A 12,130-nucleotide genomic window follows, 5' to 3' on the forward strand; every position below is an offset into this window, starting at 1 on the left:
AAAAACGTTGTATCGCTGCTGCCGAGGCTGGTGATTGAACAGACGTTCAACTAAGCTCGGCATCGTGGAACCTCACCCAAGGACAGCCTTGTGACAACCGATGCCCCGAAAAACCGTCGCGCCGAACCCGATGACCGTCGCGAAATGCTGGTGGCCGCCACCCTGCGCTGCCTGGGTCGCGACGGTCACGCCGGGATTTCCGTGCGACGCATTGCTACCGAGGCCGGAGTCTCCGTGGGGTTGCTCAACCATCACTTCGGCAGCATCGAGGCACTGATCGCCGACACCTACCAGCGGCTTGCAAGTGAACTGACCACGGCCCTGCTCCAGGAAATCGAGCAGGCCCAGACACCTGCGAAAAAAATCGATGCTTTTCTCGAAGGCTCGTTCTCGCCCAGGGTCATGGACCCGAAACTGCTCGGCGTGTGGGTGGTGTTCTGGAGCCTGATCCGTCACTCCGAACACGTCAGCCAGTCCCATGAAAAAAGCTACCGCGCCTACCTCGATCTGATCCGCCAGTTGCTCGACGGGCTGGCCGCCAGCGAAGGCTTCGTGATTCACGACACGCGCCTGGCCGCCATCGGCTTATCGGCGATGCTCGACGGTCTCTGGCTCGAGTGGTGCCTGAACCCCGAGACCTTCAGCGCCGCCAACGGACTGCACATCTGCCGTTGCTGGATAAAGGGGCTGCGTCACGGAGCATTCAGCACCGACGACGTCCTGTGACGGATGCCGGCCGAAGATCATCGCCAGGGTGCCGCTGACGGCGATCAGCCCGGCGCCGATCATCAGCGACATGTCCATCAGCGTGCCCCAGACCAGGCTCGACAGCGCAAACGCCCAGATCAGCCCGGTATATTCGAACGGCGCGAGCAAGGTCGCGGTGGCGCGGCGGAAACTGGCGAACAACAGGAACTGGCCAATGCCGCCCACCAGGCCGGCGCCGAGCATGCCCAGCCAGGCGGGCGTCGGTGATGGCGTGTGGGTCCAGGGCAAGGCGACCGCCATGCAAATCACGAACACCACGTTGGTGATCAGCATCTGCTCCAGCACTGAGGTCTTCTCATCCACCTGACGCAGTTGGATGTAAGTGAACGCCCAGCACATCGCCGCCAGCAGGGTCAGGACGATCGGCAACGGATCGTTCATGTTGTCGGGGCGACAGGCAATGACCACCCCGACAAAACCGATGATCAGGCTGAACCACTGCCAGCCGCTGGCGCGCTCCTTGAGAATCACTGCCGCCAGCACCGTGACCATGATCGGCGCGGAAAAATACAGGGTGGTCATCTCGGCCAGGGTCAGGTCCCGGGCCGCCGTGTAGTACAGCACCCAGGCGACAATCGACAGCAAACCGCGCACCACCAGCAGGCGCCGGCTCGGCGAGCGCCAGGCCCGCTGGATCAGGCGCAGGCGCCCCGCCAGCAACACTGCCACGACCACCACGGCGGCGCGCCAGAACAGAATGGTGACCACCGAATAGTCGGCCACCAGCCACTTGATGACCGCATCCTGCAACGACAGGAATGCGTAACCCAACGTGCACAGGCCAATGCCCTGCAACGACCGGTCAACCCGTGGCGAACTCATCAGACCGACCTGCGTACCGGCGTCCCGCGCCGCTCGGCAAAGGCAAACAGCGCTTCGATCAGGAACGTCAGGCAGACGTAGACGCCGGCCACCAGCACCAAGGGTTCGTACACCTGCAGGGTCTGCGCGCGGACCACGTTGGCGGCGCCGAGCAGATCGATCACGGCGATGGTCGAGGCCAGCGCCGTGGACTTGAGCAGCATCACGGTTTCCCCGGCCAGGGTCGGCAGCAACAGGCGCATCGCCCGGGGCAAGCGTACCCGCAGCAAGGACTGGCGCGCGGTCATGCCGAAGGCCGAGGCCGCTTCCATTTCACCCTTGGGCACGGCCAGCAGGCCACCGCGAATCACTTCGCCGACATAGGCCCCCACCGACACCACCAGGGCGAACACGATGTACCAGTAACCGTCGCGCAGGTACGGCCAGAGGAAACTGCCGCGAATCAGCGGAAACTGGGCAAACAGGCTGCCCAGGCCGTAGTAGAAAATGTAGATCTGGATCAGCAACGGCGTACCGCGGGTGACGCTGGTGTAGAACAGGCTGACCTTGGCGATCACCTTGTTTTTCGAGATCCGCGCCAACGCCACCAACACCGCCAGGCCAAAACCCAACACACTGGCGATCAACAGGATTGCGAGGGTGGTTTGCAGCCCCCGGCCCAACAGTGCCGCGTATTCAACTATCCACGCTGGAATCATTTCATTCTCTCTGCCGGTTCAGTCAACAAGAGGCATCCAGCGACGAATGCGTCGCTCCAACCGTCCCGAAAGGTAGTTGGACACCAGCGTCACCGCGTAATACAACGCGGCAGCCGTGAGGTAGAACAACAGATAGTGGCGCGTCGATCCCGCACCTTGCTTGGCGGTGTACAGCAGTTCATTGGTGCCAACCACGCTGATCAGCGCACTGTCCTTGATCAGGTTGATCCACAGGTTGGCCATCCCGGCCATGGCGTATGGCGCCATGATCGGCAGCGTGACCCGGCGAAACAGCCCGAAACCGTTGAGGCCGAACGCCTTTCCCGCTTCGATCTGGCCGAAGGGAATCGCCTGGATCGCCGCGCGGAAAATCTCCGAGGCGTAGGCGCCCTGCACCAGCCCCAGCACCACGATGGCCGCCAGCGGACCGCTGACATCGACCACGCCGTAGCCGAGTTGGGTCATCAGCGAATTGAGGAGCATGGAGCCGACGTAGTACAGCAACAGAATCAGCAGCAATTCCGGAACAGCCCGGAACAAGGTGGTGTAGCCGCGCATCAGCGCCGCAATCGGCTTTGGCGCGCCAAGCTTGAGGCACGCCACCACCAGCCCGATGGCCAGCCCGAGCACAAAGGCCCCGGCGGAAATCTGCAGGGTCATCCAGAGCCCCTTCAACAGCGCACTGCCCCATCCCTGCTCGGTGAAATTGATCAGATCGAACATTGCCGGCATATCAGTCTCCAGTTGGAGGACACGGTCCCCTGTAGGAGCGAGCCTGCTCGCGATAGCGGTGGTTCAGCCACCTGGTTGGTGACTGTCATGCCCTCATCGCGAGCAGGCTCGCTCCTACAGGTTTTTGCTTGTATGCCTGGGATCAGAACGCAGGCTTCACGCTGGTGCCGAAGTAGCTCTGGGACAGGTCGTCGTAGTCCTTGCTCGCCAGCAATTCCTGGATGGCCTTGTCGAGTTTGGCCTTGAGTTCGGTGTCGTCCTTGCGCAGGCCGGCGCCCACGCCTTTGCCGAAGATCGGGTCATAAGGCACGGTGCCGAGGTAGGCCAGGTCCTTGGCGTCCGGGGTCTTGATGAACGCGGCCATGGCGGTGCCGTCGGCCATCATCAGATCGATGCGCCCGGCAATCAGGTCGGCGTTGGCCGAGTCCTGGGTGTCGTAGTACTTAACGTCGGCGATTTTTTCGTAATAGGTCTTCAGGTAGCTGGCGCTCACGGTCGAGTTCTGCACGCCAATGATCTTGCCCTTGAGGTCATCCGGGTACTTCTTCACCGACGCCTCTTTCGGGCCGACGAGAGCGATCACCGAGTCGTAGTAGGCCTTGCTGAAGGCGATCTGTTTTTCCCGTTCTTCGGTCACCGACATCGAGGAAAATATCACGTCGATCTTCTTCGCCAACAGCGACGGAATGATGCCGTCCCACGCCACTTCCTTGATCTCGCAATCGGCTTTCATTTCGCTGCACAGCTTGTGGATCAGGTCGACTTCGAAGCCCTTCCACTCGCCATTGGCCTGTTTTTCGGTGTACGGCGGATAGGGTTCCGCTGCCACCGCGAACCTGATCGGCTGTGCTTGAGCTGCGCTCATGCCGGCCAGCATTACGCAGGCCGCACCGGTCAACCAGTTTGCAAAACGTCGATTTCCCATGTTGTTTTCCCGTCTTTTTATGATGAGTTAGCGAGTCTGATGAGCGTTGACGAATTGCCGGCAACGCTCGCTGCGTGGGTGTACGAACACTTCGTCCGGCGAACCGGTTTCCTCGATCAGCCCTTGATGCAAATAGGCGACTTTGGAAGAGACATCGCGTGCAAAAGCCATTTCATGAGTCACCAGGATCATGGTCCGGCCTTCTTCGGCGAGGGAGCGGATCACCCGCAGCACTTCCCCGACCAGTTCCGGGTCGAGTGCCGAGGTGGGTTCATCGAACAGCATGACCTTGGGCCGCATGGCCAGGGCCCGGGCGATGGCCACCCGTTGTTGCTGTCCCCCGGAGAGAAACGCCGGGTACTCGTTGCGCTTGGCCGCCAGCCCGACGCGTTCGAGCAGGGCTTCGGCCCGTTCAGTGGCCTCCGCACGGCTTTCACGCAGGACCTGGGTCGGCGCTTCGATGAGGTTTTCCAGCACCGTGCGATGGGGCCAGAGGTTGAAGTTCTGGAACACCATGCCCAGACTGGAACGGATGCGCACCAGCTGCTTGGCGTCCGACACCAGCGGTGCGCCGGGACGATTCTGGTTAAGGTGAATGCTTTCGCCATCGACCAGGATGCGTCCCTGATCCGGCACTTCGAGCATGTTGATGCAACGCAACAAGGTACTTTTGCCCGAGCCGCTGGCACCGATCAGGGAAATCACGTCGCCCTCGCGGGCGGTCAGGGAAACGCCCTTGAGCACTTCGATATTGCCGAAGCGTTTGTGCAGGCCATCGACCTCGATCATGGTCTTGGCCGCGACCGGTTGGACGGTCGCGGTGCTGGTCACCGTGCCGATCACCGGCCGCCGCGCCTCACCATTGAGTACCTGGACAAAGCCGCGAATGCGCTGACAAGCCTGTGCCAGTCGCTCGTCACTGAGGGTGAACGACAGCCGTACAAACCCCTGGGCCGGCTCACCGAATGCCGCCGCATCCAGCACCGAGACACCGGCTTCGCGCAGCAGGCGCCAGGCGAATTCCAGCGAGGTCAGGCCGGTGCCGCGCACGTCCACCAGCACGAACATGCCGGCATCGGGGTTGAGCACGCTGATGCCCGGGCAATCCGCCAGGCCGGACACCACCAGATCACGGCGACGACGATAGATCTCGCGCATGCCGTGGGTGACTTCAGCGTGGGATTGCACGGCCTTGAGCGCTGCTTCCATGACAAACCCGGGCAAGCCGTACAGCATGCTCAACACCAGGGTTTCGACATGGTTGACCAAGGCTTCATTGGCCACGACCCAGCCGATGCGCCAACCGGTCATGGCATGGGATTTGGACAGGCTGCCGATCACCACGCAGCGCTCGGCCATGCCCGGCAACGCCGCCAGGCTCAGGTGTTCACGCTCGTAGGCGAGGCTCTCGTAGACCTCGTCCACCACCACCCACAGGTCATGGGCGATGGCGAGGTCGGCGATGGCTTGCAGTTCTTCGCGATTGAGTACCACGCCGGTGGGGTTGTTCGGGTTGGAGAAGAATATCGCCCGGGTGCGCGGGGTAATGGCCTTGGCCAACACGGCGGCATCGAGGCGAAAACCCGAGTCCGCCGCACAGGGCACCCGCACCAGCGTGGCGCCGGACGCCTTGAGCGTGGCTTCGTAAGTGACGTACATCGGATCGAAGGCAATCACTTCGTCGCCGGCACCGAGCAGGCACATCGAGGTGGCGAACAAGGCGTTCTGCGCACCGGCCGTGAGAATCACGTTCGACGCCTGCAGTTCGCGGTCGATCAACTGGCTGTAGCGGTCGGCAATGGCCTCGCGCAGGGCCTGGCGGCCGGCGATCTCGGTGTAGTGGGTATCCCCTTCACGCAAGGCGTAGATGGCGGCATCGGTAATGAAATCGGGGGTGGGGAAATCCGGGTCGCCGACGCTGAGGATGATCACGTCCTCGCCTTTGCGTTGTGCTGCGCTGGCCGCGTAGTGGATATCCCAAGCGGCAACGCCTTGGCCACTGATCCGTTCAACAAAGGGTGAAAACCGCATGCCAGTGCCTCGTTCGAATTGAAGAAACGCAAGCCCGCAACCAGCCGGGGGAAGGTGGCCCCCAACATAGTCCAGACTGAACACTCGTTCAACAGAAAACTCGCGAGGCTTCGCGTTCAGCGCAAACAGGTCGTTTTCACGACAGTCGCGCCGTTTTTCAGCACGGCGCAATCAAGCGACGTGAAACGATTTTGCTAATTGCTCCCAGCACCAGAGCCACGAGAATCAGCCCCGCAGCCACCGCAAACGTCAACCGCATCCCCTGCGCGATGGCCTCGGGTTGTGCCTGTAAAATATCGTCGCTGGCCGTGCCGAAGGCGAACACAGCGCCCATGACCGAGGCGCCGGTGATCAACCCGAGATTGCGTGACAGGCCGAGCAAACCGGACATCACGCCACGTTGGTCCGACGCAATGTCCGCCATCACGGCGGTATTGTTCGCCGCCTGGAACAGCGCATAACCGGCGGTAATGACCGCCAGCGGCAGGATGTAGCCGGGCACACCGAACGCCATCGGCAAGGCCGGCATGATGCAAGCGCCGGTCAACATGCCGATCAACCCAATCGTGCTGGCTCGATACGTGCCCAAACGATCGACCCATCGGCCCGCCGGTACGCCTGCCAGCGCGGCCACCAGCGGACCCGTCGACATCGCCAACCCGACGCTCGCAGCATTCAACGCCAGTGCGCCAGAGAGGTAATACGGCCCTACCACCATGGTCGCCATGACCACGGTGGTCACCAGCATGCTCATGACGAATCCTGCGCTCATCTGCCAGTTACGGAACATCGTCAATCGGACCAGAGGCGACTTAGCCGTGTGCTCGACGAATACAAACACGCACAGCCCAAAAACCGTCACCAGCAACAGCGTCATGTTCAGCGCCCCCAGGCTGCCACGCCCAATGGTCATCGCCAGTGCATAAGCCAGCAGCATCAGAACCAGTACCAGCGTGCCGAGCACATCGAAGCCCGCTCGATCCACCCTCCTCTCACTGCGATCACGATCATTCGGCAAAAAGTAGAGCGAGAGCCCAATCGCCAAAACACCCACAGGAACATTGACCAGAAAAATTGCCCGCCACCCCAGATTGGCAATCAAAAAACCTCCAAGGGTCGGCCCCAGCGAAGTGCCAATCGCCGACATCGTGCCGAGCACGCCCATCGCGCTGCCCATTTTTTCCTTGGGCACCGCCCCGCTCACCAGCGCCATGGTCAGCGCCATCATGGTGGCCGCGCCGACGCCCTGTAAGGCCCGGGCGGCAATCAGCAACCACAGATTGGGCGCCAGGGCGCAGAGGAGCGAGGCGACGGTGAACAACGCAATGCCGATCAGCAGCAATCGCCGCCGCCCCATGAGGTCGCCGAGCCGGCCGACGCTGACGATCAGCGCGGTGATGCTCAGCAAGTAGGCGAGCACCACCCACTGCACGGCCTGGAACGACGCTGAAAACGCCTCGGCCAGTGTCGGTAAACCCACGTTGGCAATGCTGGTGCCCAGGGACGACAGCAGCATGGATAACGACAGGCTGGCCAAGGCGCCCCGGATCGATATGGACTTCATTTTCTCGCGACTCCTCAAATAGTTGTCCCGAGCCTAAGCCTGGCCATAAGATGGCGGAAGACGCAGCATTTGCACTTTATACGTGCATATAACGCCATCTCATCCACAAACCAGGGCTCGCTCCTACAGGAATTGATTCGATGCCCGATCTGAATCTGTTGATCACCCTGAACGTGTTGCTCGAAGAAGGCAGCGTGGCCCGCGCGGCAAAGCGTTTGCGCCTGAGCCCCTCAGCCATGAGCCGGGCGCTGGCGCGACTGCGCGAAACCACGGGCGATCCGCTGCTGGTTCGGGCCGGGCGCGGACTGGTTCCCACGCCCCGGGCGCTGGAGTTGCGTGAACGGGTCGGCGCGCTGGTGCAGGACGCCGAAGCCGTCCTGCGTCCCGCCGAGGCACTCGACCTCAGTCAACTGGTGCGCACCTTCACCCTGCGCACCAGCGATGGCTTCGTGGAAAATTTCGGACCGCCACTGATCGCCCGTATCCACCAAGAGGCGCCCGGTGTCCGCTTGAATTTCGTGCAGAAGCTGAACAAGGACAGCACCCTGCTGCGCGACGGTTCGGTGGATCTGGAAACCGGTGTGATCGGCGAGTCCACCAGCCCGGAAGTGCGCACCCGAATGCTGTTTCGCGACCGGTTCATTGGCGTCGTGCGCAAGGGCCATGCACTGGCTCGTGGCGAGATGACAGCGGTCCGTTATGCCGAGGCCCGGCACATCCTGGTCTCGCGCCGGGGCCACGAAAAAGGCGTCATGGACGACGCCTTGTATGAAATGGGACTGAAGCGGGACATCGCCACCATTGTTGCGGGTTTCTCTTCGGCGATTGCATTGGCACGGGCTTCAGACCTGGTCGCCAGCGTACCGCAGCGGCACGTCGGCAACCTGTGCCAGGGGATGCACTGCTTTGCCCTGCCGTTCCCTACGCCGACGATCACGGTTTCGATGCTGTGGCACCCGCGCATGGACGCCGACCCGGCGCATCGCTGGCTGCGCGGTTGTGTGTGGGAGGTTTGCAGTTCGCAATGATCCGGTGGCTCCCCGCCTACTCCTTCAGGATCAGCAGCGGCTCGCCTTTGTTCACGATGTAGGTCGCCAGCTCCGAGGCCTTGTCCTGGCCCACGTTCTTCGCCACATGGGCGACGCCTTCGGGGATGTACAACGAATCACCGGCCTTGAGCGTCACCGGTGCCCGCCCTTCCAGTTGATACTCGAAGGTGCCGCTGATCACATGCGCCACCTCTACACCCGGGTGAGCATGTTTGGGCGACGTCACGCCCGGATCGAAGTCCACGAGCACCTGAAGGACTTCGCGGTTGGCGGCGCCCAGGTCTTCGTGTACCAGGTCGGTGCGGTGCAGGCCCTGCTGCCAGCTTTTCATCGCCGGGGCCGGCTGGGTTTCCTGGGCTTGAGAGAGGCTCGCTACGGTCGCGAGCCCTGCGGCGGCCAGGACCAGACCAAGCTTGCCGAGGGTGTGACGGGTGTGGGTACGCAACATTGTCTTTCCTCCAGTTGAACCACGCCGGGTCGCGCCGAAAGTGGCGCGATGCCGGTGGTTCCATTTGAAGGCTGTCGTGTATCGCCCGGGTGTCGGGAAACGGCGGTTTTGTATGCTGGGGTAACGGCGGGCGTTGCGGATACCTGCGGATACAAAGCCGCAACTGCCGGCACGTCGTTGGTCTTATTCCCTCGCTGTTACCGGATCGGCCCCGCGACTGCCCTTGAACGCTTCGCGCCGGGCGCTGCGTTCGGCGACATAGGCGGCACTTGGCTCACTGATCAGGTCGGCGCGGCGCAATGGCTGCCCGCAATGGGCACACAGCGGACCGAGCCCGGCGGGCTCGCCGCAACTGCGGTGGGTATAGACCACCGCCAGGCCTTCCTCGGGCGACTTGCACCAGGTTTCACCCCAGGCCCGCAACGCCAGGACCACCGAGTAAAACGCGTCGCCTTTTTCCGTGAGGTGATATTCGTAGCGTTTTGGCCGTTCGCTGTAAGCGCGGCGCTCTACAAGCCCGTCGGCCCCCATGCTCTTCAAGCGCGCCGCGACCATTTGCGGCGTACCGCCGGTCTGCGCCTGGATGTCGTCAAAGCGATGGCTGCCCATGAACAGTTCGCGCAAGACCAGCACCGTCCAGCGGTCGCCCACGACGGCTTCGGCCCGGGAAATCGGACACAGGGTTTCAGAAACAGTTGTTTTCACCGACATGCGGTATTGCCTCCTTCCTAGTTACTATGGTTATCATATCAACGTAAATTTTGAGCAACTACACTTCACCATCCACGGATTATTTTGCGGAGAACCGTCATGTCCAATGCCACCTACCCTCTTGACCGGACTGCCTATCTGTTGGTCGACCCCTACAACGACTTTCTGTCGGATGGCGGAAAGATCTACCCCTTGATCGAGCCCATTGCCAAGCAAGTCGGCCTGCTCGACAACCTGCGTACGCTTGATCGCACCATTCGCGCGCTCAACATCCCGGTGGTCATCGTACCGCACCGCCGCTGGGAAAAAGGCGACTACGAAAACTGGGATCACCCAAGCCCCACCCAGTGCAAGGTCATGCATATGCACCACTTCGCACGGGGCGAATGGGGCGGTGAATGGCACCCCGACTTCGCGCCGAAGGACGGCGACATCGTCGTGCAGGAGCATTGGGGCTCCAGCGGTTTTGCCAATACCGACCTCGATTTCCGCCTCAAGCAGAAAGGTATCACCCACGTGATCATCGTCGGCCTGCTGGCCAATACCTGCATCGAGGCAACCGCCCGTTACGCTCAGGAACTCGGCTATCACGTCACCCTGGTACGGGATGCGACCGCCGCCTTCAAGCCGGAAATGATGCATTCGGCCCATGAGCTCAACGGCCCGACCTTCGCTCACGCCATCCTGACCACCGATGAACTGGTTGCCGCGCTGGCAAAGGCAGGTGCGTGATGCAGTTGACCGGCAAACTGCTGATCGGCGCCAGCGATGTCGCCGCCAGCGAAGGCACCCTGAAGGCGCTCAATCCCGCGATCAACCAGCCGATTGAACCGGCGTTCGCACTGGGTGGTGTGGCCGATGTCGACCGGGCTGCGACCCTGGCCGATGAAGCATTCGATGTCTACAGCCATACCACGCTTGCCGTGCGTGCGGCGTTTCTCGAACGCATCGCCGACAATCTCGATAGCGTTCGTGGAGCGCTGGCTGCACGGGCCGCCCTGGAAACCGGCGTACCCGAGGCACAACTGGAAGGCGAGGCAATCAAAGCGGCCACCCAGTTCCGCCAGTTCGCCGATGTGGTGCGCACCGGGCGCTTCCTGCAACTGGCCATTGATCCCGCACAACCGGAGCGCCAGCCACGCCCGCGCATGGACCATCGCCTGCAAAAAATCGCCATCGGCCCGGTGGCGATTTTCGGCGCGAGCAATTTCCCCATCGCCTACTCGGTGGCCGGCGGCGATACTGCGTCGGCGCTGGCGGCGGGTTCGACCGTCATTCTCAAGGCGCACAACGCGCATCCCGGCGCCTCGGAAATCCAGGCCCGCGCTATCCGCCAGGCGGTGCAAGACAGCGAATTGCCCGAAGGCGTGTTCTCCATGGTGCGCGGCTCCGGCAATGCCATCGGCGAAGCGCTGGTCGATCATCCGCTGATCAAGGCCGTGACCTTCACCGGTTCCGAACAAGGTGGCATGGCGCTGTATCGGCGTGCGCAGTTACGTCCCGATCCGATTCCGGTCTTCGCCGAAATGACCAGCGTCAACCCGACCTTCATCCTGCCCCAAGCTCTCGCCGAACGCGGCGCGCAGATCGGTGATGGCTTTGTTGAGCGCATGCTGGTCAACGTCGGGCAAGCCTGCCTCAAACCGGCCATTCTGGTTGCCGTCGAAGGTCCAGGATTTGCAGCGCTGCGCCACGCCATGAGCAAACGCGTGAGCGAAGCACCGGCACGCACGATGCTGACACCGGGCATCCATGGGGCGTACCTGAAAGGGCTGTGTACAATGGAAAGCGCCGGCGCCAGCCTCGTCGCCGTTGGCTCGACATCGACCGCAGAATTCGATGGCCGCTCGGCGCTGTTCGAGGTCGATGGCCAACGCTTTCTCGCCGAGACGTTGCTTTCGCAGGAGGTATTCGGCCCGTTCGCGCTGCTGGTGAAGGTCAGGGATGAAGATGAACTGTTGCGGGTCGCGCGCTCATTGAAGGGGCAACTCAGCGCGACCCTGCATCTTGAACAGGACGATTTGCCACTGGCCCGTCGCTTGCTGCCAACCCTGGAGCGACGCACCGGACGCATCGAGGTCAATGCCTTCGCCCATCCGCAGGAAGTGTGTTTCGCCACCGTGCATGGCGGGCCGTTTCCGGCGACCTCGGACAGTCGTTTTACTTCGGTGGGCATGACCGCCATCGAGCGTTTCCTGCGCCCGGTGGCCTACCAGGGCTTTCCCGATGCCCTGCTGCCGGAGGCTCTGCGCGAGGGTAATCCGTTGGGGCTGCCGCGAGTTGTGGATGGTCATTGACGAAAAAAAGACGAACATTCTTTCTGTGGTGAGGGAGCTTGCTCCCGCTGGGGCGCGAAGCGGCCCCAAAAATGGGACTGCTACG

At 62.2% G+C, this 12,130-nt stretch carries 11 protein-coding genes and 1 pseudogene; 4 read left to right on the forward strand and 8 right to left on the reverse strand.

Annotation, left to right across the window (positions count from 1 at the left end; all coding sequences use genetic code 11):
- Positions 1 to 144 precede the first annotated feature (144 nt).
- Positions 145 to 630 (forward strand): annotated as a pseudogene (locus tag VC35_RS29110) (TetR family transcriptional regulator C-terminal domain-containing protein); the annotation flags it as partial.
- Here VC35_RS29110 and VC35_RS30065 read toward each other — a convergent pair.
- The 6 genes from VC35_RS30065 to VC35_RS21710 form a co-directional block, all read right to left on the reverse strand.
- Positions 586 to 1,590: a DMT family transporter gene (locus VC35_RS30065; protein WP_046042491.1), complete on the reverse strand. Its 1,005-nt coding sequence runs from the start codon at positions 1,588 to 1,590 to the stop codon at positions 586 to 588. The pseudogene VC35_RS29110 and the gene VC35_RS30065 overlap by 45 nt on opposite strands.
- Positions 1,590 to 2,288, reverse strand: coding sequence for an ABC transporter permease (locus tag VC35_RS21690; RefSeq protein ID WP_046042492.1), 699 nt, complete (start codon positions 2,286 to 2,288; stop codon positions 1,590 to 1,592). Before VC35_RS21690 ends, VC35_RS30065 begins: the two co-directional genes overlap by 1 nt.
- Positions 2,289 to 2,306: 18 nt before the next feature.
- A complete protein-coding gene (locus tag VC35_RS21695; RefSeq protein WP_046042493.1) occupies positions 2,307 to 3,020 on the reverse strand; it encodes an ABC transporter permease in 714 nt (237 codons plus the stop codon).
- A gap of 142 nt (positions 3,021 to 3,162) precedes the next feature.
- Complete coding sequence (locus VC35_RS21700; RefSeq protein ID WP_046042494.1) at positions 3,163 to 3,945, reverse strand: transporter substrate-binding domain-containing protein; 783 nt, start codon at positions 3,943 to 3,945, stop codon at positions 3,163 to 3,165.
- Between the two features lie 27 nt (positions 3,946 to 3,972).
- Entirely contained in the window at positions 3,973 to 5,976 is a 2,004-nt protein-coding gene (locus tag VC35_RS30220; RefSeq protein ID WP_046042495.1) for an aminotransferase class I/II-fold pyridoxal phosphate-dependent enzyme, read from the reverse strand.
- 157 nt (positions 5,977 to 6,133) lie between these two features.
- Entirely contained in the window at positions 6,134 to 7,558 is a 1,425-nt protein-coding gene (locus tag VC35_RS21710; RefSeq protein WP_404942369.1) for an MFS transporter, read from the reverse strand.
- A gap of 122 nt (positions 7,559 to 7,680) precedes the next feature.
- Between VC35_RS21710 and VC35_RS21715 the strand changes: the two genes are divergently transcribed.
- Entirely contained in the window at positions 7,681 to 8,568 is an 888-nt protein-coding gene (locus tag VC35_RS21715) for a LysR family transcriptional regulator (protein ID WP_046042497.1), read from the forward strand.
- Positions 8,569 to 8,584: 16 nt separating this feature from the next.
- Here VC35_RS21715 and VC35_RS21720 read toward each other — a convergent pair whose 3' ends face one another.
- Entirely contained in the window at positions 8,585 to 9,037 is a 453-nt protein-coding gene (locus VC35_RS21720; RefSeq protein ID WP_046042499.1) for a cupin domain-containing protein, read from the reverse strand.
- Between the two features lie 183 nt (positions 9,038 to 9,220).
- Positions 9,221 to 9,748: a winged helix-turn-helix transcriptional regulator gene (locus tag VC35_RS21725; RefSeq protein ID WP_046042500.1), complete on the reverse strand. Its 528-nt coding sequence runs from the start codon at positions 9,746 to 9,748 to the stop codon at positions 9,221 to 9,223.
- A gap of 99 nt (positions 9,749 to 9,847) precedes the next feature.
- Here VC35_RS21725 and VC35_RS21730 point away from each other — a divergent pair, with 99 nt between their 5' ends.
- A complete protein-coding gene (locus VC35_RS21730; protein WP_046042501.1) occupies positions 9,848 to 10,480 on the forward strand; it encodes a cysteine hydrolase family protein in 633 nt (210 codons plus the stop codon).
- Positions 10,480 to 12,045 (forward strand): aldehyde dehydrogenase (NADP(+)), encoded by a 1,566-nt coding sequence (locus VC35_RS21735; protein ID WP_046042503.1) that lies wholly within the window; start codon positions 10,480 to 10,482, stop codon positions 12,043 to 12,045. The genes VC35_RS21730 and VC35_RS21735 overlap by 1 nt, the downstream gene beginning before the upstream one ends.
- The last annotated feature ends 85 nt before the right edge of the window (positions 12,046 to 12,130 follow it).

It is taken from the genome of Pseudomonas fluorescens (assembly GCF_000967965.1).
Classification (GTDB): domain Bacteria; phylum Pseudomonadota; class Gammaproteobacteria; order Pseudomonadales; family Pseudomonadaceae; genus Aquipseudomonas; species Aquipseudomonas grandcourensis.

What these genes read in the sequence shown, in the direction of transcription:
- VC35_RS21720 (WP_046042499.1), bottom strand. Translation starts at nt 9,037, where the DNA reads ATGTTGCGTACCCACACCCGTCACACCCTCGGCAAGCTTGGTCTGGTC.
- VC35_RS21715 (WP_046042497.1), top strand. Translation starts at nt 7,681, where the DNA reads ATGCCCGATCTGAATCTGTTGATCACCCTGAACGTGTTGCTCGAAGAA.
- VC35_RS30220 (WP_046042495.1), bottom strand. Translation starts at nt 5,976, where the DNA reads ATGCGGTTTTCACCCTTTGTTGAACGGATCAGTGGCCAAGGCGTTGCC.
- VC35_RS30065 (WP_046042491.1), bottom strand. Translation starts at nt 1,590, where the DNA reads ATGAGTTCGCCACGGGTTGACCGGTCGTTGCAGGGCATTGGCCTGTGC.
- VC35_RS21695 (WP_046042493.1), bottom strand. Translation starts at nt 3,020, where the DNA reads ATGCCGGCAATGTTCGATCTGATCAATTTCACCGAGCAGGGATGGGGC.
- VC35_RS21735 (WP_046042503.1), top strand. Translation starts at nt 10,480, where the DNA reads ATGCAGTTGACCGGCAAACTGCTGATCGGCGCCAGCGATGTCGCCGCC.
- VC35_RS21690 (WP_046042492.1), bottom strand. Translation starts at nt 2,288, where the DNA reads ATGATTCCAGCGTGGATAGTTGAATACGCGGCACTGTTGGGCCGGGGG.
- VC35_RS21725 (WP_046042500.1), bottom strand. Translation starts at nt 9,748, where the DNA reads ATGTCGGTGAAAACAACTGTTTCTGAAACCCTGTGTCCGATTTCCCGG.
- VC35_RS21730 (WP_046042501.1), top strand. Translation starts at nt 9,848, where the DNA reads ATGTCCAATGCCACCTACCCTCTTGACCGGACTGCCTATCTGTTGGTC.
- VC35_RS21700 (WP_046042494.1), bottom strand. Translation starts at nt 3,945, where the DNA reads ATGGGAAATCGACGTTTTGCAAACTGGTTGACCGGTGCGGCCTGCGTA.